18 protein-coding genes are annotated in these 19,863 nt (G+C 55.7%); 10 read left to right on the forward strand and 8 right to left on the reverse strand.

The annotated features are described in order from the left end of the window. Positions 1 to 3 precede the first annotated feature (3 nt). Both HALTITAN_RS01275 and HALTITAN_RS01280 read right to left on the reverse strand, forming a co-directional pair. The gene (locus HALTITAN_RS01275; RefSeq protein ID WP_027957166.1) at positions 4 to 987 is read right to left on the reverse strand and encodes a TRAP transporter substrate-binding protein; all 984 of its coding nucleotides are present in this window, start codon (positions 985 to 987) and stop codon (positions 4 to 6) included. Positions 988 to 1,023: 36 nt separating this feature from the next. Continuing rightward, on the reverse strand, positions 1,024 to 2,007 hold the full coding sequence (locus HALTITAN_RS01280; protein ID WP_009286012.1) for a LysR family transcriptional regulator: 984 nt from the start codon (positions 2,005 to 2,007) through the stop codon (positions 1,024 to 1,026). Positions 2,008 to 2,399: 392 nt separating this feature from the next. Here HALTITAN_RS01280 and HALTITAN_RS01285 point away from each other — a divergent pair, with 392 nt between their 5' ends. From HALTITAN_RS01285 to HALTITAN_RS01295, 3 genes are read left to right on the forward strand one after another with little or no spacing between them, the layout of a single operon-like run. Further along, positions 2,400 to 3,152: a 5-oxoprolinase subunit PxpA gene (locus HALTITAN_RS01285; RefSeq protein ID WP_009286013.1), complete on the forward strand. Its 753-nt coding sequence runs from the start codon at positions 2,400 to 2,402 to the stop codon at positions 3,150 to 3,152. A 44-nt stretch (positions 3,153 to 3,196) separates the two neighbouring features. Next, complete coding sequence (gene pxpB / locus HALTITAN_RS01290) at positions 3,197 to 3,901, forward strand: 5-oxoprolinase subunit PxpB (RefSeq protein ID WP_039857937.1); 705 nt, start codon at positions 3,197 to 3,199, stop codon at positions 3,899 to 3,901. Then, on the forward strand, positions 3,898 to 4,833 hold the full coding sequence (locus tag HALTITAN_RS01295) for a 5-oxoprolinase subunit C family protein (RefSeq protein ID WP_009286015.1): 936 nt from the start codon (positions 3,898 to 3,900) through the stop codon (positions 4,831 to 4,833). Before pxpB ends, HALTITAN_RS01295 begins: the two co-directional genes overlap by 4 nt. 54 nt (positions 4,834 to 4,887) lie before the next feature. On the opposite strand, the gene HALTITAN_RS01300 is transcribed toward HALTITAN_RS01295, so the two are convergent. From HALTITAN_RS01300 to HALTITAN_RS01320, 5 genes are all read right to left on the reverse strand, one after another. Further along, positions 4,888 to 5,919 carry a 2,5-dihydroxypyridine 5,6-dioxygenase NicX family protein gene (locus HALTITAN_RS01300; RefSeq protein WP_039857426.1) on the reverse strand — a complete coding sequence of 344 codons (1,032 nt, stop codon included), beginning with the start codon at positions 5,917 to 5,919 and terminating at the stop codon, positions 4,888 to 4,890. A gap of 129 nt (positions 5,920 to 6,048) precedes the next feature. Continuing rightward, on the reverse strand, positions 6,049 to 7,557 hold the full coding sequence (locus tag HALTITAN_RS01305) for a sodium:solute symporter family protein (protein ID WP_022521541.1): 1,509 nt from the start codon (positions 7,555 to 7,557) through the stop codon (positions 6,049 to 6,051). Beyond that, positions 7,550 to 7,738, reverse strand: coding sequence for a hypothetical protein (locus HALTITAN_RS01310; protein ID WP_022521540.1), 189 nt, complete (start codon positions 7,736 to 7,738; stop codon positions 7,550 to 7,552). The genes HALTITAN_RS01305 and HALTITAN_RS01310 overlap by 8 nt, the downstream gene beginning before the upstream one ends. A gap of 21 nt (positions 7,739 to 7,759) precedes the next feature. Then, on the reverse strand, positions 7,760 to 10,771 hold the full coding sequence (locus HALTITAN_RS01315; RefSeq protein WP_236614913.1) for a c-type cytochrome: 3,012 nt from the start codon (positions 10,769 to 10,771) through the stop codon (positions 7,760 to 7,762). Further along, a complete protein-coding gene (locus tag HALTITAN_RS01320) occupies positions 10,764 to 11,252 on the reverse strand; it encodes a (2Fe-2S)-binding protein (RefSeq protein ID WP_039857427.1) in 489 nt (162 codons plus the stop codon). Before HALTITAN_RS01320 ends, HALTITAN_RS01315 begins: the two co-directional genes overlap by 8 nt. A gap of 463 nt (positions 11,253 to 11,715) precedes the next feature. On the opposite strand from HALTITAN_RS01320, the gene HALTITAN_RS01325 reads away from it, so the two are divergent. The 4 genes from HALTITAN_RS01325 to HALTITAN_RS01340 are packed head-to-tail and all read left to right on the forward strand — an operon-like array spanning position 11,716 to position 15,199. Beyond that, a complete protein-coding gene (locus HALTITAN_RS01325; RefSeq protein WP_009286019.1) occupies positions 11,716 to 12,876 on the forward strand; it encodes an FAD-dependent monooxygenase in 1,161 nt (386 codons plus the stop codon). Further along, positions 12,873 to 13,691, forward strand: a complete 819-nt coding sequence (locus HALTITAN_RS01330; RefSeq protein ID WP_009286020.1) for an alpha/beta fold hydrolase — start codon at positions 12,873 to 12,875, stop codon at positions 13,689 to 13,691. The genes HALTITAN_RS01325 and HALTITAN_RS01330 overlap by 4 nt, the downstream gene beginning before the upstream one ends. Positions 13,692 to 13,733: 42 nt before the next feature. Continuing rightward, positions 13,734 to 14,483, forward strand: a complete 750-nt coding sequence (locus HALTITAN_RS01335; RefSeq protein WP_445533562.1) for a maleate cis-trans isomerase family protein — start codon at positions 13,734 to 13,736, stop codon at positions 14,481 to 14,483. 50 nt (positions 14,484 to 14,533) lie between these two features. Continuing rightward, on the forward strand, positions 14,534 to 15,199 hold the full coding sequence (locus HALTITAN_RS01340) for an N-carbamoylsarcosine amidohydrolase (protein ID WP_027957174.1): 666 nt from the start codon (positions 14,534 to 14,536) through the stop codon (positions 15,197 to 15,199). 44 nt (positions 15,200 to 15,243) lie between these two features. Here HALTITAN_RS01340 and HALTITAN_RS01345 read toward each other — a convergent pair whose 3' ends face one another. Beyond that, the gene (locus tag HALTITAN_RS01345; protein ID WP_022521534.1) at positions 15,244 to 15,723 is read right to left on the reverse strand and encodes a MarR family winged helix-turn-helix transcriptional regulator; all 480 of its coding nucleotides are present in this window, start codon (positions 15,721 to 15,723) and stop codon (positions 15,244 to 15,246) included. 209 nt (positions 15,724 to 15,932) lie between these two features. Between HALTITAN_RS01345 and HALTITAN_RS01350 the strand changes: the two genes are divergently transcribed. Genes HALTITAN_RS01350 through HALTITAN_RS01360 form a run of 3 tightly spaced genes read left to right on the forward strand, consistent with a single transcriptional unit; the run spans position 15,933 to position 19,817 of the window. After that, complete coding sequence (locus HALTITAN_RS01350) at positions 15,933 to 18,203, forward strand: xanthine dehydrogenase family protein molybdopterin-binding subunit (protein ID WP_009286022.1); 2,271 nt, start codon at positions 15,933 to 15,935, stop codon at positions 18,201 to 18,203. Next, positions 18,203 to 19,171 (forward strand): XdhC family protein, encoded by a 969-nt coding sequence (locus HALTITAN_RS01355; protein WP_039857429.1) that lies wholly within the window; start codon positions 18,203 to 18,205, stop codon positions 19,169 to 19,171. The genes HALTITAN_RS01350 and HALTITAN_RS01355 overlap by 1 nt, the downstream gene beginning before the upstream one ends. After that, positions 19,161 to 19,817: a nucleotidyltransferase family protein gene (locus tag HALTITAN_RS01360; protein WP_051051780.1), complete on the forward strand. Its 657-nt coding sequence runs from the start codon at positions 19,161 to 19,163 to the stop codon at positions 19,815 to 19,817. The genes HALTITAN_RS01355 and HALTITAN_RS01360 overlap by 11 nt, the downstream gene beginning before the upstream one ends. Positions 19,818 to 19,863: the final 46 nt, after the last annotated feature.

A 19,863-nucleotide genomic window follows, 5' to 3' on the forward strand; every position in this document is an offset into this window, starting at 1 on the left:
CGCTTAGCTGTCGCGCTGCTCGCGATAGGATTCCAGTGCCTGTTTGGCTTCGTCGTCAGCACGCGACTGCCAATCTTCAAACAGTTTGTCACCGGCTGCCTGGAGTGCCTCTGAAACAGCTTCGTTAGGCTCTGAAACAGAGATACCGTTCTCTTGCAGAGCTTCTAAGCTCGCCTGATTATCTTCGCGGCTCATCTCCCAACCACGTTTTTCAGCCTCAGCGGCGGCTTCCATCAGAGCGTCCTGAGTCGCTTCATCCAGGCCATCAAAACTACGTTGGCTAATGAAGACGATATTTTTTGGCAGCCATAGGTTAGCGTCGGTGTAATCAGTCACGTAATCCCACGCCGCCATGGAGTTACCGGTAGAGCTTGAGGTGATCATGGCATCCACCCGGCCAGTGCTAAACGCAGTGGGTATATCAGACTCTTCGGTCTCGGTGGGGCTACCGCCAAGGTTATCGACAAAGCGCTGGGTATTGATGTTAGGTGCACGAACGCGCAAGCCTTCAAACTGCTCAGGGTCAGTAAGAGGTTCAGAGGTATAGATACCTTGCGCAGGCCAAGCGACGGCGTAGAGCGGAATCAACCCTTCATAGGCAAACAGCTCGGTGATCATCGGCTTGGTGGCTTCCCACAGCGCGTAGGCGTCGTCATAGCTGCCGGCCACACCAGGCAGTGTATCCACTTCGAAAATGGGATCATCGTTGGAAAGAACGGAGAGGAATACTTCACCCGCATCAATCGTGCCACGGCGAACCGACGGCTTGATTTCACCATGCGATACCAACGAGCCGCCGCTATGTACGGTAATGGTTAACTCGCCATCGGTAGCTTCGGCCACGTCCTCAGCGAACTGCTTGTTGTTTTGGGTATGAAAGCTGGCATCACCGTAAGGCGTGGCCATGGTCCATTCCGCGGCATGAGCCGTCACCGTTAAACCGCAGGCGGTCGCCAGGAGCAATGAAGTCGTTATTGTCTTGCGCATCATAAGAACCCTCTTATTTCTATTAATAGTATGGTGCTAATAGTGTGTTGCTTCGGTGGTACCAGAGGAGGCACTGGCAGTAACCCAGCGCCCGGAGAAAAGTGTTGTTGTCATATCGGCACGGCGCGCCTGAGCATAGCTGCAGGCACACTGCTGAGCCAATCGGGCAACGCCACGACAAAAGCGCGGGTGGTTAGCGTTGCGCCATATCACATCATAGTGCATGGCCGGTAACGGCACCGGTAGCGAGAGACGGTAGAGCTCCCCTCGCTGCCACTCATCCAGCACAGTGGCGACAGGCAGCGCGCCAATCCCCAACCCTTCGGTGGTCATTCGTACAATGGTCATTAGTGTGCTGACGCTATGGATACGAGGATTAGCGATTCCCTGCTCTGCCAAATAACTCACTAACTCTGCATAGGGACGAGCCTGCTTACCAAATGAAATAAACGGCAACTGCTTGCCCCAAGTGTCGGCACTTTCGCCCAGTTGCTTGACGTGCCGCGGAGAGACAAACATGCCCATTTCATAAGGGCTCAAGGACTCGTACTCGATCTGCTTTTGCGGTGAATAGCCATTCATCGCCAATACAATATCCAGTTCGTTGCCCAGTAGCCGCTCATTGAGCACCGGCGAGTAATCGACCGTCAGTTCAATGGTCAAACGCGGATACCGCTCGGTTAAACGGCGCATAAATTCGGGAAACCAGCTATGGGCGATGGTTTCAATCGTGCCGAGCCGCAATGGTGCAGAAAACGCCTCTTCGTCATCGAAAAGCTTCATCGCTTCATCACGCTGGTGCAGCATCCGCTCAGCGTGCACAAAGAACTCGCGGCCCCGCATAGTAGGCTGAATAGGCCTGGCGGCACGCTCCAGCAGCAACTCTCCTACCGTGGTTTCCAAGCGTGAAATACGCTCAGAAACAGAGGGCTGAGTAAGGTGCAGGCGGGTCGCCGCCTTACGGAAGGAGCCGAGCCTCACTGCCCATACGAACGCCTCAAGTTCTTTAAAATCGAGCATAGTGACTCGCCTACAAATATGACTTACTGGAGTAAAAACACTGCTGTGCTGATACGCAAAGAGACCGGCGGAGTGCTACGGCTCATGACGACCTGATAGCTACGCAACTTGACCACCACTACGCAACTTCAAGACCACTATGCAACTTTAAGGCCACTCCCAGCAGCGCTATCTCACCAACGTTATTATCACGCCCCGCTCCTAATGTGATAAGCGTATCGTGCCCAAGCGTCAACCCTTTTTCCAATAAATAACAATATGATAGAAGCACCCGATAGTTAGTATCGTCAAAAACGATTGGCACTGGGCAAGCCATGTTCATATATTGGTGGTGGACTACAATTCAGCGCTAACCAATCAAGCGCACCCACTGCATCGACATAGGAGTCGCTATGGCCATCCCCCTGCTTAATTGCGATATGGGCGAAAGTTTCGGCAACTGGCACCTCGGCCTGGATGCCGATGCGATGCCTTTCGTCGACTGCGCCAACATCGCCTGCGGCTTCCATGCCTCCGACCCCCATGTCATGCGCCGCACCGTCAAACTAGCGGTTCAAAATGGCGTCCGCATTGGCGCGCACCCGGGTTATCCGGATTTGATGGGCTTTGGTCGCCGCTCAATGGCCTGCTCGCCGGAAGAAGCGGAAGATATGGTGCTCTACCAAGTGGGGGCTTTGGCGGGCATCTGCCAAGCGGAAGGCACCCAACTGAGCTACATCAAACCTCATGGTGCGCTGTACAACGATATGGCCGCCAACCCGGCGCTGCTCGAAGGCGTCATGCGCGCAGTACGTGCTTATGATGCCAGCCTGCCGTTAATGATTATGTCCACCGCCGACCCCGAACCACATCGCGAGCTGGCCGCCCAAATAGGCATTACCCTCTGGTTCGAGACCTTTGCCGACCGCGCTTATGATGGCAACGGCCACTTGGCCTCACGTCGCCTGCCTAACGCTGTGCACCACGACCAAAACACTATCGTCAATCAAGCGGTAATGCTGGCCAAAGGCGAGCCGCTCACCGCGCTTGATGGAACACCGCTGCACCTAGCCTGCGATACGCTCTGCGTTCACGGCGATAACCCCGAGTCAGTGGCCGCCGTGCGCGCTATTCGCGAGGCCTTTCAGGCGTTGGAGCAGGCGTGAATCCCATTACTGAAAAAAGAACTGAAAGAAGAGCTGAAAGACGTATTGAAATGCGTGTTGAAACCGCTGCCATGGACGCCCTGATGGTGCGATTGTTCGACACCATCGATGAGGCCAATATGGCCTGGGTCATCGCTGCCGACCAAAAGTTGCGTAGCACCTTTGGTTCAGCGTTAATTGATCTAGTGCCCTCTTACACCACGCTGTTGCTGCATTACGACTGCCAGCAGTTAACCCATAGCGAGGCGATTCAACTTATTCACAAGGCGCTTTCTGGTCTTACCCCTGTGGATACTCAAGCCGGTGAGCTGCACGATATCCCGGTGTGGTACAACGAAAGCGTGGGCCCCGAGTTACCCATGGTCGCCAAACGCGCAGGCTTAAGCATTGATGACTTGATAGCGCAGCACTGCAACCACGACTACTGCGTGTTCGCGCTGGGGTTTGCCCCCGGCTACGGTTTTATGGGTTTGGTAGACGAATCTCTCGCTACGCCGCGCTTGAAAACGCCGCGCCGTAAAGTCGCAGCAGGTAGCGTGGGGATTGCCGATCGTCAAACCGCGATCTACCCACTGCTCTCGCCGGGCGGCTGGAATATTCTAGGGCGCACCAACGTGCCGCTATTCGAGCATGCCAAACGTGGCGATCCACTGTTTCGCCCCGGCGACAAGGTGCGCTTTAGAGCGATCTCCCGGGAAGAGTTTGAAGCAGATGGTGGCGATACCACGCCCATGGAGGAGCGCCCATGAATGAAGCACACAAGGGGCTGGTGGTTAAGCAAGCGGGACCACTAACGCTGATTCAAGATGCCGGACGATTTGGCGTCGGCCACTTAGGCGTTACTCAGGGCGGCGCTGCCGACTGGATCTCTTTTCGCTGGGCTAACTGGCTGCTGGGCAACGCTTTAAACAGCGCTGCGCTGGAAATCGTCATGGGCGGCGGCTTGAGCTTTGAAACCGAACGCGAAGTGCGTCTGGCGTTGACCGGCGCCGATCTAGACGCCCAGTTGGATGGCAAACCGCTTGCACCCAATACCAGTTTCAAGCTACTGCCGGGCCAGCGCCTGGTATTTCGCCAACCGCGCCAGGGTTTGCGCGCCTATCTCGCCTTTCCCGGCGGGCTAAATGCGCCAGAAGTGCTGGGCAGCCGCGCCTGCACTGCCCGCGAGCAATTGGGGGGCTTACATGAAGATGGCAAACCGATAAACGTGGGCGACCGGTTAACCTGGAAAGGCACCGCTCCGGCAGTGCGGCGCATTCCTGAAAGCCAGGGCCCGCGCATGCCTGCGTCTGGCTGCCGCTTACCCATCGTGCTCGGCTCGCAAATCGCCTCCTTCAGTGGCCATGCACTTTTCCAGGCGTTCAACCAACCCTGGACAGTGGATAATCGCGCCGACCGGATGGGCGTACGCCTCACCGGCCCAGCCCTACACGGCTCACTCAAGGGCATTATTTCCGAAGGCATTCCGCTGGGAGCAGTTCAAGTACCGCCGGACGGCCAGCCTATCGTGCTGATGAACGACCGCCAAACCATTGGCGGCTACCCGCGCCTAGGCGCTCTCACCCCCATCGCCTGCGCTACGCTGGCCCAGTGTTTGCCCGGCACCCAGGTTTGGCTAACGCCCGTTAGCGCCAGCCAGGCGCAAGATGATTACCGACATCAGCTAACGGTTTGGCGCTAAATTAAAAAAAGCCCCGAACCAGGGGCTTTATCAGTATCTCTTGTCTCAAGCGCGTTAGTTTCTAGCCATCTGCAGCTCTTTAACGACGATATCGCCATCAATGACGATGGGCTCATCGTCCAGGAAGAGCGAGCAGTTGCGCATGGGAATATCCAGATGGCAGGCAGTATCGTTAGACCCACCCAGTTCGCTGTTCGGGCCGGTGGAGAACATCACGTTGCCATAGAAGCTGCGCGGTTCCATCCCCATGCCGCCTGGGAACTCCCCCGGGACCATGCGGTGCCACTTGGCATTAGGGTTCATGCCCCAGCCTACGTGGCTCATGCCCATGCCGCGCGGGTCATTAAAGCTATCCATATAGGATTTCACTAGCTCCGCATCAAGCCCACCACGTATATCGGTAATCCAGCCCTTTTCAATGGTGTAGGTAATGGGTTCTCTGACATACATGTTCTGGGGTAGCAGAATATCGCCCGGCGCCACCACAATGGTGCCATCAACGCCATCGTCATCACCGCCGGTGAACACAAAGCCAGAGGGCCAGTGATCCCAACGCCCAGGTTCGTCGGTACAGGCATATTCAGCAACCGTCTCATAAGTATTCAGTTGGTAGGTGACATCCGTGCCGTGGGGCGAGGTGATGCGCATCACTTTGGCTTTTTCCAGCAGCGCGGCGGCCAGTTCGACCTTTTCCCTTAGCTCCTTGGTGGGCAACATTCTGGCCAGCAGTTCTGGCGGTTCAACCGCCGTCAATATGCGCGTGCCCGCGGCTTGGATCGCCATTTGTTCGGGAGAGAACAGCAGGAAAATACAATCGATCAACATGTCGCAGTTTTTAAGCGCTTCCACCGCATCGGGCATGCTTGCAAGCCCCGTTGCTCCCACGGCCCAGCCACCGGTAGGTAACGGCGCGGGTAACCGCATGTGGTACATATTGGCGCCTAAACGCTGCCCCGCCGCCATAAAGGCATCCGCATAATCAAGGCGTTCGCTGCCCTGGGTCAGTACGACGAGTTTTTCGCCTTCATGTACGCCGGACATTTTTAGCTGATGGAGGCAAATTTCGGCAAAGCTTGCGTGATCCATAAAGTCTCCTAACTCCCCAGGCGAAAGCACAGCTGTAACGTACCGGGAAGTGTTAGCTGAGAGCGCTCGTGCTCGCCTTTGGGCACACCAAGCGCTCTATGGTGTTATCGGGTCAAAGCTGAACGTCAATTAGGCAGCCGCCTCTTTCGTCGCTTGATCGGTGGTAGTACTGCGCTTTTTGCTCAGCTCTTCAGAGATAGCCGCAAAGAAAGCATCCGTGGTGGCTTGATGAGGCTTGGTGGCTAAACTAACGCCAACAAACAGCACACTAGCGACCACAATGCCCCATACACCGGCGGGCAGGCCCAGCAGTGAATTACCAGTGGCATACATCAGCAGTACAAAGGCGCTGGTGCCCACCACGCTTACCAGTGCACCGACGCCAGTACCGCGCTTCCAATAGAAGGCACCGATAAGGGCGGGCACCATGGCTACCAGACCAGAGGAAGCAGCCACCGACAGCACCGCAATAAGGTCAAGCTGCAGCTCGGCAAAGGCCAGCGCCATCAGTGCGATCACCGGCACCACGAACTTGCCCACCAGCAGTTGGCGCTTTTCACTGACGTTCGGTTTAACGTTCGCATAGACGTCGCGGGAGACCATGGACGCCAGGGTCAGCATGATCGAATCGATGGTGGAGACGGCGGCGGCCATGATGCCGATCATTACGATGACGCCAAGCACTGGCGGTACAAACTCCGAGGCCAACAGCGTGGGCGTGGCTAAATCTGCACTTGCAAGACTTGGGAAAGCGGCTAAGGCAGAGAAACCCCAAAGCACAGAGACCATGGTGTAGATAAAACCAAACACCAGGAAGCCAATCAGCATGTGGCGCATGGAGCGCAGCGAGGAGGGCATAAACAGGCGTTGACTGACCTGTGGGTTGGAGATACTAAAGAAGAACCAGGGAATGGTGAGCCCCAGGAAAGTGACAAAGCTGAACAGGCCAGGGCCAGGCACCGTGAGTGACTGCGGATGTTCCGTTGCCAGCGTATCGAATAGTGCGCCGAAACCACCCAAGCCCTGGATCACCAGGAAGGCCACCAGGGTTGAGGCAACAATCATCATGATGGCCTGGAGCGAGTCGGTCCACATCACCGAACGAATCCCCGCGATATAGGAGAAGAAGATAGCGATCACCGTGGCCAGCACCACCCCGGTAGTAAAGGTAATCGCGCCATCAGTAATCCCCTGCAACAGGTAACCGACACCCGCGAGCTGAACGGCCGAGTAGGGAATCAGGAAGATACAACTGGCAATCGAGACAGCCATGGCCACATGTTTGCTGTTGTAGCGGTGGCCCAGCATCTCGCTGGGCGTCACATAGCCGAACTTCTTGCCGACTGCCCAGAATTTGGGACCGAAAACAGCCACCAGAGAGACACCGGCGAAATAGATGATTTCAAAACCGAGCGCGCCAACGCCGCCGGCATAGGTAAGACCTGCCAAGCCCACCATCATAAAGGCACTGTAGGTAGTGGCACTGTAGCTCAGCGCCGAGACAAAGCCGTTCATTTGTCGGTTACCCAGGAAGTATCCCGACATACTTTCGGAAGGGCCTTGGCGAGACATAATCGCAATGCCAATAGCGATTAATAAGTAGATGGCAATGGACCACCAGATAAGTGACTCAGTCATTGCTGTGCTCCTCAAAATCTTTAGTGATAAACACATTCAGCGCAATGATGGCCAACCCTGCCAACATCCAGAACAGGAAACTGCCGTACCAAAGCGCGACACCGCTCAAGAGGGTATAAGGCACCAGGTAGCTCAGCAGGACCACTGCCCATACTAGCCATATCCATTTACTGCGTTTCATAATCCACCTCGTTTTATTACGTCAGGGAGAAGAGTGAGTGTTGTTGTGGTGAGGCTGGCGTATATCTGCGATACGTTGTTTTACTTTTTGCCAAGGCGCTTTCTCTGGGGCAAAACGCGCTCGGAGATAGGTCGTCAAATCAGCGACCTGGGTATTACTAAAGCTGTCGGCAAAGCCTGGCATGCTACCAATACCGGGAACGTGTTCGGCGTGGACACCCCCCAAAATTGACTGAATAACGTTATCGGGATGATCGCTGTGTAAATTGGTATTCAGCGCCAGATTAGTGCCCGCCCTCGAAAAGGTAGGAACGCCAGAATCGACATGGCACGCCGCACAGGCGCCCTCGAAGAGCCGCTCCCCTGCCTCCATTTCTGTTGAGCTAACAGCTGCACTGGTCACGCGCTGCGTAGCGTCTGCCACGGCCGCATCGCTATTACTTGTGGGCGCCTGCATCTGGGCGGCCACATAGTGGGCAATAGCCCGCACATCGTATTCAGGCAGCTCAGCCAGCCCCGCTACCACCGGGGCCATAGGGCCAGAGGCAACGCCGTGAAGCTCAGATTCACCGTGGCGCAGATAGTCGTAAAGCGATGTTTCACTCCACGGGATGGGCGCACGCGACAGCGTATTAAGCGGTGGTGCTTCCCAACCATCTACAAAGGCACCGGCAAAGTACGCCTCGCCGCTTTTCTCAGCGCCCATGGCATTACGGGGACTATGGCAAGCGCTGCAGTGGCCTAATCCTTCGGCAAGGTAGGCGCCCCGGTTATACAGTTCGCTCTGCATGGGGTCAGGCTGGAAAGGAGTTGCGTCATGATAAAGCGTATTCCAGCCTGCCATTAAGCTACGCACACTGAAGGGGAAAGTGAGCGCATTGGCTTTTTTTTCAGTCGACACGGGGGGCTGAGCCATTAAGTAGGCGTAAAGCGCCTGTAAATCGGCATCACTGGTCTTAGCAAACGCCGTATAGGGGAACGCGGGATAAAGGTGGCTGCCATCACGGCTAATGCCGTGGCGCATGGCGCGCTCAAAGGCTGCGTAAGACCACTGACCAATCCCCGTCGCCTCATCCGGTGTAATGTTAGTGCTGTAGAGCGTCCCGAAAGGTGTCTCAAACCCACGCCCACCGGCATTGGTCACGCCACCTTCGGTGGTATGACACGCCGCGCAGTCACCTGCAGCCGCAACGAGTCGCCCGCGCTCAATGGTCTCGGCAGAATAGAGATTGGCGGCTGGCCGAGAGACAGGCGCAATGGCCCCTTTCCACGGCCATGCCATGGCCGCAGTGCCCGCAATGGTGGTAAACGCTGCGGCGGCTAACCAGCGCCGTTTCGTTGACCGCGGCGGTTTCAATTTAGATGGGCTCCCTGCCTCCTCGGTGGACGAAGCTTCGAGTGCCTGGCGCACGCGCTTGGCGGTAAACGGTGGTTGGCGAAAACGCAGGCCGGTGGCATCAAAAAGCGCATTGGCTATTACCGCAACACCCGGCGATAGCTCCGCACCGGTTAATACGTCTTCACCGACGGTTTGATTAACACCTTCCTCAACAGGGCTCGGCGAAGAAGGGGTGGTTGGTAATCCTGCTGAATATTCACTTTTAGTCAGTGTACGACTGCCGTCACCCCACTCGTCGAAACTGGGTGCCTGCCCCAAAAGGGGGCGCGCTTCACCCAAGACCCGGGCCTGTAGCGTTTGCTGAAGGCGATCAGTATCCACATCAGAGCCGACGTCCTGACCAACTACCAAACGGGTAAGCTGAACATCGCCGGTAACGCGATTGACCTCCACATCGGCAATCCAGGCAGAGCGCACTCCCGATTCCACGCGTTGTTCACGGTCAGGTAGTTGAGAGTAGGCAAAACCCCGCCCGCGCAATAGATCCTGGGGTAAAGAGTCCGCTGATGGATTGAACGCCCTTTGCCACTCGGCCCGTTTAGCAACGGACTCAATCAGCTCAATACCACGCGCATCGTCAAGATGTCGAAGTCGCAGCGCGACAGGGTCTTGGTCACTCTCGCGGGCAACCTCATCTAAAAAAGATTCTCGAGCGAACGTCTGCTGTATACCCATCAAGGTGGAATTGGTGGAGAGCGAGTCTGGCTGGGAGCGTGCGGCAAGGTATTGGTCGCGAAATACATAGGGTGAGAACGGCGTTGTGTCTTGCTCGCCGGTGGAGGCCTCAGCGCTAGACGGTGTTATCGCGGCCCTACCACTTAACAACAACCCTACGGCAGCCACCTCACCAGTGAGATTGGCCTGCTGATAGTGATAACGGGCTATCTCACCACTACTGGCAATATCCGCGTTTAAGGTAATTCGCTGCGCTTGACCCAATGCCTGAACATCTTTGGCGTAGCGGGCATCAAGCCAGACGGCTACCGGGCCGCCCACCGCCCGCGACATCAACGCCGCATCCACGGCGGCATCGTCACCGCAATGGCGACCCAGCCCTGAGGCCTGATTTGATGCGTGTTTACCATCGGCGCTATAAAGCTCAATCTGGCTAATATTCAGCGCGGTTAACCGGCTTAGATCCTGTTTAAGCGCCGCTGGGGTGACGGTTTTCCCCCACACACTCAATTGTTGGTCGCAACAATCGGCAATTACCCAGCTGGGGTGACTGCCCCAGCGCATGCGACTCGGCCAGCCATACCCATGGTTCGAATGCATGTACGACTGGCTAGGCATAACAAGAGGCGAATCAGAGGGCGCTTGATCGCTTTCAGGCGCTTTTTCGGGCGTCTGGTGAACGGCCTGCCACTCAACCTTCAGTTGTTTAGCAACATCGGTCGCCAAGGCCAAACTATCGGCAACCACCCCCACAAAATTCCCTTCCACCACAATTTCAATAGATCCAGATAGTGAGGCAATGCGGCTGCTATCGACGCCAACTAAGCGATCACTCTCAAAACGCTCACCATTCCACCGGTAGTAAGGTGGACGCACGACGACACCAAAACGTGCCTGCGCTAGCAGCGCGGGGATGCCGGCCTGTTTTTGCTGGCCATGGAGCATCGACCCTTCACTCATGAGAAGCCTCCTGCAACGCGGCCGCGTTAATGACCACGGCACGCTCCGCTGCCTGGAGAATTTCAACATGGGTGCCACATCGGCAGAGGTTATGCTCTAAAGCGGTGCGAATCTGCTGCGCAGAGGGTTGGGTATTATGATTTAGCAGCGCACGAATAGTGATGATCATGCCGTTCAAACAGTAGCCACACTGGGCTGCCTGAGCATCGATAAAGGCTTGTTGTACAGGGTCAAGCTCACCGCCCTGGGAAAGACCATCAAGGGTGGTTACCTCATGGCCAACGGCAGCGGACACGGGCAGCACGCAGGTGCGTGCGGCCATGCCATCAATCAATACGCTGCATGCCCCACACTCGCCCAAACCACAGCCATACTTGGGTCCATTGAGCGCCAGGTCGTTACGCAACACATTGAGCAATGGTGTCTGCGGCGGCACGGCCAGCTCGCGTTCTTGCCCATTGATAGTTAGCTTTAGCGTCATAGGGGATCATCATCGTTATTGTTAAGCCCGCCCTCTTGCTCTGAATAGGGCTTGGATATGACTTAGATATTACTAATAAATACTGCCTGCCAAACACGCTTCGTAGCACCTTAAACCAGCCTATTTTCATCTACCTTTCACATACGGCCAATCGACTTGCACCAGCTGAGTGCAGAGCTAATACCCATCGAGCATTAAAGGTGCGTACGCTATAAAAATAAGCCTAATAAACGTATAGCACTCAATGTACACGTTGTTCAAGTTTTTGCATAAAACCAAAAAAACAGCAATAAATCCATTAAATTCAAGTATTTATTTAAAAATATCGCCTTGTTTTCGTTAAAAAATAATTTCGAAACTAATTCTTGACCAAAAAATAAATGGTGTATACGTTGTTTTATAGCATTCACGAACGCATTCAGAAACGAGTGATAGTCGAATAAAACAGCGAGGAAACCAGGATATGAACAATAAACCCACCATAGCCGTTATTGGCGCGGGCCTTGGCGGCGCCGCTGCAGGCGCACTACTGCAGAAAGCGGGTTACCCCACCAAGGTGTACGAACAGGCACCAGCGTTTGCGCGCCTTGGGGCAGGCATTCACCTTGGCCCCAACGTGATGAAAGTGATGCGCCGCATTGGTATTGAAGAGAAGCTCAATGCCATGGGCTCACACCCCGATTACTGGTTCAGCCGCAACGGCATGACCGGTGAGTATCAGTCTCGCATCCCGCTAGGCGAGTTTGCTCGCGAAAACTATGGGGCGGCCTACATCACCGTACACCGTGGTGATCTGCACGAATTGATGGTCAGCACGCTCGACCAGGACAACCTCTATTTCGATAAGCGCCTGGTCGATGTCGACGACAGCGGCAACAAGGTCGTCATGACCTTCGCTGACGGTTCGACGGAAGAGGCCGACCTGGTAATCGGCGCAGACGGTGTCAATTCTCGGCTGCGCGAGAAGCTACTGGGCCCAGAGGCTCCGATCTATAGCGGCTGGGTCGCTCACCGGGCAATTATCTCTGCCGAAAAACTCAAGGCATACGACCTGGATTTCGAAGCCTGCGTGAAGTGGTGGTCGGAAGACCGGCACATGATGGTGTACTTCGTGACCGGCGACGAGAAGGAGTATTACTACGTGACCGGCGTGCCTGAACCCGATTGGAACCACGGCACTTCCTTCGTCGACAGCTCACGGGAAGAGATGCGCAAAGCATTCGAGGGTTACCACCCCACCGTACAAGCGCTGATTGACTGCACTGAAACCGTCACCAAATGGCCCTTGCTGGAGCGCAACCCGCTGCCACTGTGGCATGAAAATCGACTGGTGCTGCTGGGCGATGCCTGCCACCCGATGAAGCCTCATATGGCCCAGGGCGCTGCCATGGCCATCGAGGATGCCGCCATGCTGGTACGCTGCCTGGAGGAAGTAGGCGCCGAGCACTACCAGCAGGCATTCGAACTTTACCGCACCAACCGTTTTGAACGCGCCTCGCGGGTTCAGCAGGTTTCCCACGACAATACCTGGTTACGGGAAGACGAAGACCCGGCCTGGGTATTCGCCTATGACCCCTTTGAAGTACCGCTGAAGCAACCAACCAGTCAAGGGAGCCCAGCATGAGCAGCATCTATCTCTATGGCGCCAACGTGCACGCCAATGGTATTCGTCAGCACTACCTGCGCTTTGCCGACAGCGCCGAGACTTCGCGCCAACCGCTGGTACTGATACCGGGCATTACCAGCCCAGCCATCACCTGGCGTTTTGTGGCCGAGCGGCTCGGCCAGCATTTCGACACTTATGTGCTGGATGTTCGTGGACGCGGCTTGTCGTCTACCGGACCCGAGCTCGATTATGACACCGACACTTGCGCCGACGATGTGATCGCCTTTATTGATGCGCTGGGTCTGAGCAATGTCATTCTGGCGGGCCACTCCATGGGTGCGCGCTTTGCGCTACGCGCCATGAGTCGCGGCGCCAAGGGAATCGACAAACTGGTACTTATCGACCCACCGGTTTCAGGGCCAGGACGCCGTGAGTACCCCAGCAAGCTGCCCTGGTACGTGGATTCGATTCGCGACTGCACACGTGGTGCCGATATCGAGACCATGCGCCACTACTGCCCCACCTGGAGCGACGAGCAACTGCGATTACGCGCCGAGTGGTTACACACTTGCTTTGAGCCCGCCATCGTTCAAGCGTTTGAAGAGTTCCACAGCGTCGATATCCACCAGGATTTCCCCGCTATCAAAGTGCCCACGTTGCTGATGTGTGCAGGCAAGGGCGGGGTTATCCAGGATGAAGATCGCGCAGAAATACGCGCCCTTCTACCGACGGTTCGTATTTCTACCGCGGAACAAGCGGGTCACATGATTCCCTGGGATGACTTCGACGGTTTTTTTGCCGCGTTTGAAGACTTCCTGTGCAGCGAGCTCTAAGAGAGGCCAAATACCATGACCAGCAACTATATAAAGAACGAGATCAAAAGCTACCGTATCGGCCAGATCGTCCCCAGCTCCAATATCACCATGGAGACCGAAATACCCGCCATGCTTACGGCACGGCAGTTAATCCGCCCGGAGCGCTTTACCTTCCACTCCAGCCGCATGCGCATGAAGAACGTCAGCAAGGACGAGCTGGCCGCTATGGATGCGGAGTCGGATCGCTGCGCCCTGGAGCTCTCCGATGCAGCGGTGGATGTGATGGGGTATGCCTGCCTGGTTGCCATTATGGCGATGGGGCCCGGCTACCACCGAGAGTCGCAAAAGCGTCTGCGCAGCCGCACCGAAGAGAACGGCTGCGACACGCCGGTGGTCACCAGCGCCGGTGCCCTGGTTGATGCTCTGGGTGTGATGAAAGCCAAACGTGTGGTGGTGGTGGCCCCCTACATGAAGCCGCTGACCGAAATGGTGGTGGACTACATCCGTCAGGAAGGCATTGACGTGCTCGACTACCGGGCGCTTGAGATCCCCAATAACCTGGATGTCGCTCGCCACGACCCCGCCAATCTCCCCGAAATCGTCGCCAGTCTCGATTTAAGTAACGTGGACGCCATCGTCTTGTCAGCCTGTGTGCAAATGCCGTCACTGCCGGCCGTCGCCAAGGTCGAAGCCCTGACCGGCAAGCCGGTGGTTACCGCCGCGATTGCGACCACCTACGCCATGCTCAAGGCACTCGACCTGGAGCCCATCGTACCGGGCGCGGGCGCCCTCTTGTCAGGGGCTTACTAACGAGATCAGGTACTTATTGACGATATAGAGTGCTGATTAAGGAGACGACCATGTCACCACACACGACTGATAACAGCGATGGCGTTAGCGATAACACTGCCACGGACAACTACCGAGGCGTGTGGGATGGGCGCATCGGCTTTGGCAAAAGGCCCGCGCTGCTGGTGGTTGATTTTATGCAAGGCTACACCACACCAGGTTCGCCGCTATTTGCCCAGGGCGTGGTGGATGCGGTGGCCAATATGCCGCCGCTACTCAATACCGCACGGCGCACTGGCACGCCTGTTATCCACACCAACATCCTGTATCACGCCCCGGATCAAATCGATGGCGGCATTTGGGTCAAGAAGGCGCCGGTCATGCGGGCGATGGTGGCGGGCAACCCTTACGCCGAGTTCTGCTCCGAGGTGGCACCCCGTGAAGACGAGCTGGTAATGACCAAGCAGTATGCCAGCGCGTTCTTTGGCACCTCGCTCGCCTCCACGCTGGTCGCCATGGGTATCGATACGCTGATCATCACCGGCTGCTCCACCAGCGGCTGCATTCGCGCCACCGCCGTTGATGGAGTACAGCACGGCTTTCGGGTGATGGTCGTGCGTGACTGCGTGGGTGACCGTCACCCCGCGCCCCATGAAGCTAACCTGTTTGATATCGATAGCAAATATGGCGATGTGATTGGACTGGATGAAACACTGGGATACTTAATGAAGCGTTAGGAGTATCCGAAAACGCAGGTGAAGCGGACGTCTCTGTTGAGTCATCAGTCCGCGTTCATTTTTTCCAGCAGATGCATTAAGGCAACCCGCTCTGCCGGGTTGAGATTTTTCATGGTCTGATCGCTAATTTGCTTGGCACTGGGCACCATAGCCTCGACTAATGTCTCCCCGGCCTCAGTGATCACGACCATGACTTTGCGTTGATCATTGGGGTCGGTGGTTAGCGAGATCCACCCCCGCGCTTTAAGACGTTTAATGACGCCACGGATAGTGGCGGGATCAATCGCCGTGGCGTTGACGATATCGGTTAACGAGCTGGGGCCGCGCTCCATCACCGTGCATAGCGTTACAAATTGAATGGCCGTGAGCTGTTTATCGCTGCTGTAGCGCTGAAAAATAGCCGTATGCCGCTGGTAGGCTTTACGCAGTAGATGCCCTACTTGCTCAGAAAAATCATACCCTTGCTCTGAAGGCGTAGAGTGCTCGCCGGAAGACGAGTGTTTGAACGCACTATCCGTTGTCATTCCATATCCTTAATCTATTGGCGACGTCGTGTATCGAGTATGGCACTGGTTAACAAAATGATGCATCAACGTATGAAATACTCCTTGCGCTGGATCAATTCATCATGCTTTTATGGCGTACACACTATAATTTTACCTTAGTTATCGCTCTTTCATCACCTAAAATTCATCCGCACTGATCATCGTAAACGCGAGCGTGGGAGGCAGACATGGCTGATAAATCAGACTATACAAGAGAGTCACTGCTGTATGGGTCTGATGTTCTGGTGATCTATCGCGACCCGGTTACCCCCCCCAAGCCCGCGCCCGGACAGCCAGGTACACACTCAAACTTCACCCCACATGAGCCTGAGATATTCATTGCCGTACTGAGCGATAGTCATATCGTGGCTTTCAACGGCCACGTAGACCTGGGCACGGGCATACGCACGGCGCTCGCTCAAATTGTTGCAGAAGAGCTCAGCGTCGCGTTCGACAGCGTCACCATGGTGCTGGGCAACTCCGTTGAAGCCCCCAACCAAGGCCCCACCATAGCCAGTGCATCGATTCAGATCACTGCCGAGCCTTTACGCCGAGCTGCGGCACAGGCGCGGGAGTACCTATTAACCCTGGCAGCAAAGCACTTTGACACTGAGCGCTCACTACTTAGCTGCCAGAACGGCGCTATTACGCCAAGTGATAATAACCGCTCACCCGTTAGCTTTGGGGAGTTGCTGCGGGGCACCCGTCATGCATTAAAGCTTGCCGATGAGGTGCCGCTTAAGCCGGTCAGCCATTATACCCTGGTCGGCCAATCGACCTCCCGCGTGGATATACCCGCCAAGGCCACCGGGCAATTGACCTTTATCCACGACCTACGTCTGCCCAACATGCTGCATGGACGAGTGATTCGCCCGCCTTATGTAGGCCATGATAGCGGCGACTTTATTGGCAACAGTTTAATCGCGGTAGATGAAAGCTCTGTGGCGCATTTGCCAGGTGTGGTAAGCGTCGTGGTGGTCGGTGACTTTGTTGGCGTGGTGGCCGAGCGTGAAGAGCAGGCTGCTGCCGCAGCCAAACAGCTAAAGATCCAGTGGCGCCCAATCGAAGGCTTGCCTCAGTTGGACAACATAGAGCAAGCACTGCTCGACCTGCCCAGCAAACAGCGCATACTCCTCGAAGAAGGTGATCTCGACAGCGCTCTGGCCGCCGCGCAACATCCGCTCAATCGTCACTATGTGTGGCCTTTCCAACTGCATGGCTCCATCGGCCCTTCGTGCTCTGTCGCCGATGCCAACGAAGATGGCCTTCACGTATGGTCGGGCACCCAAAATCCACACAGCCTGCGCGCCGACCTCGCCCGCCTTACCGGTTTGGACGAAGGCGTTATCACCATTACCCGCATGGAAACCTCGGGCTGCTATGGCCGCAACTGCGCCGACGACGTTGGCGCGGATGCAGTGCTGCTCTCTCAGGCGGTGGGTCGACCTGTTCGTGTACAACTAACCCGTGAGCAGGAGCACACCTGGGAGCCTAAAGGGGCTGCTCAGTATATGGCCATTCAGGGAGGCTTAAACGCAGATGGCAGCCCAGCAGGCTATCGCTTTAATACGCGCTACCCCTCTAACAGTGCGCCCACCCTGGCACTACTGCTGACCGGTGCTGCCTCACCGATTGATATCCCCTTTGAAATGGGGGATCGAACATCGGTGCCGCCCTACCGCTACCCTCATCGCCACATAGTGTGCGACGACGTCCCGACGCTGGTGCGTGCCTCCTGGCTGCGTGGTGTCTCGGCGCTGCCCAGCACCTTCGCCCACGAAAGCTATATTGATGAACTCGCCTACTTGGCGGGTGAAGATCCTGTCGCCTACCGGTTACGCTACTTAGCCGATAACCGCGCCTGCGAACTTGTCGAAGCGTTAGCCGAACGTGCGAACTGGAAACCCTGCACCGCCAACGCCAATCCGAGTAGCGATGGCGAGTGGCGCTACGGCCGAGGCTTCGCTTACGCCCAGTACGTGCATAGTAAATTTCCCGGCTTTGGCGCCGCGCTCGCCGCCTGGGTGATTGAGCTAAAAGTCAATGTGAAGAGTGGGCGGGTTGTCGTCGAGAACTTATATGTAGGCCAGGATGCGGGGTTAATGGTGAACCCCGCCGGCGTTCGCCATCAGGTGCATGGTAATGTGATCCAGATGCTCAGCCGCACTTTAAAGGAGCGGGTAACCTTTGAGGATGGTTTACCAACCAGCAGAGAGTGGGGCGGCTACCCTATTCTGCGTTTCTCGGAGCTGCCTCCCATCGACGTCATGCTGCTTGATCGCCCTGAACTGCCCCCACTCGGTGTTGGGGAGTCCGCCTCACTGCCCGGCGCTCCCGCGATTGCCAACGCGCTTTTTGATGCCACGGGGGTACGCTTTACCCATCCCCCTTTTACCCCTGACACCATTCGCGATGCACTGAAAGCCGCCCTTCGACTCCCCATGGAGGCGGCGATTTAATGCACCATCTTGATCTACAGGTTATCGAACGTGCGTTGAAATGGGCCAACCAGGGGCTGACCGTTTGGCTATGCACAGTTCTGAAAACCTTTGGCTCGGCCCCCCGGGAGCCGGGTGCCATGCTGGTCGCATGTTCGAGAGGCGACTATCTGGGGTCACTGTCAGGTGGCTGTGTCGAAGAAGACTTTATCGCAAGGCTTCAAAAGGGTGAGTTTAACGAACCGGTTCAACGGGTGCGCTATGGCGGTGACGCTGGTTCAGCGAATATTCGTTTACCCTGCGGTGGTCGCCTTGAAGTGTTGGTTGAACGGCTAGCGCCCAACACCGAAAACCTCACTCACCTAGAAGTGATGCATGCCACGCTACTGGGTCGCCAACCGCTAACCCGCTGTATCACACTGGATGGCAGCGGCAAGCGCTTTAACCCATCGAATAACACCGAGCCCACCGTTACTTTCGATACAGATAGCGTCAATATTCGCATAGGCCCTGCGCTACGGCTGATTATCGCGGGGATCTCTTCAGTCTCTGCGCCCTGTGCGCTGTTTGCCCAAACGCTTGGGTTTGAAGTGATTGTCTGCGACCCCAGAGACGAGCCTAGGCAAAATTTTGCTGTCGCCGGAGTGGAGGTGCAGGCGGTACTGCCCTCAGTGTTTATTGCCTCTGGCGGTTGCCATGCCAATACCGCCGTTGTGGCCTTGACCCATGACCCGCGTATCGATGATTTAGCGATGATCGAAGCCGTCCGAACGGAAGCCTTTTACATTGGCGTTATGGGCTCTCAGCAGACATCACAGCAGCGTGCCGAACGACTGCTACGTTCTGGCGGCCTGACGGAAAGCCAAGTAGCAAGAATTGCCATGCCCATTGGGCTTAATCTGGGTAGCAAAACACCGGCTGAAATTGCGCTAGCCGTGATGGCCGATATTGCTCGCCTCTCTCGCGGAAAAGAACGCCATGCCTTGTAGCGATATCATAGTCATCGTGATGGCGGCAGGGCAATCAAGCCGCTTTGGCAGCGATAAAAGAGTCGCCAAGTTAGGCAATGGGGAAACGCTGCTTAGCTCCACTTTACGAACTATTCAGAAAACTTTTTCTAATAGCCGCGTTGTTATCAAACCCGAAGATAACGCCCAGTCACTCGGCCTTACACCAACGAATCACATTATTATTAGTCAGCGCAGTCATTTAGGCCTTGGTTACAGTATTAGCGATGCTTTTAGACAACTCTGCAGCGATGAAAGCGTACATCATTATCGTGCTGCCGCAGTATGGTTAGCCGACCTCCCTTGGGTAAGTGAAGAGACATGCGGTGTATTAACAAAAATGGCCACCCCAGGGAGTATCGTACAGCCAATACACCAAGAAAACCCTGGGCACCCTGTTGTTTTTGGAAGAGAATTCTGGCACGAACTGGCACTTTTAGAAAATGACAGAGGTGCAAGTCCTGTCATCAAAAAGCATAGCGACTGTGTTATTTATGCCTCTCTCAACGACCCAGGCGTGTGCACTGACGTCGACTACCTCGATGATTTAACAAAATCACAAAAAAATACAAGAAGCGCGAAAATGCATACAAGACTACAACAAAAACCACAACAAAAATTACATTAAAATCTGAAACAGACTTTCAGTTTAACATTATTATATTAGCCAAAAA

The sequence above is a fragment of the Vreelandella titanicae BH1 genome, assembly GCF_000336575.1.
GTDB classification, from domain to species: Bacteria; Pseudomonadota; Gammaproteobacteria; order Pseudomonadales; family Halomonadaceae; genus Vreelandella; species Vreelandella titanicae.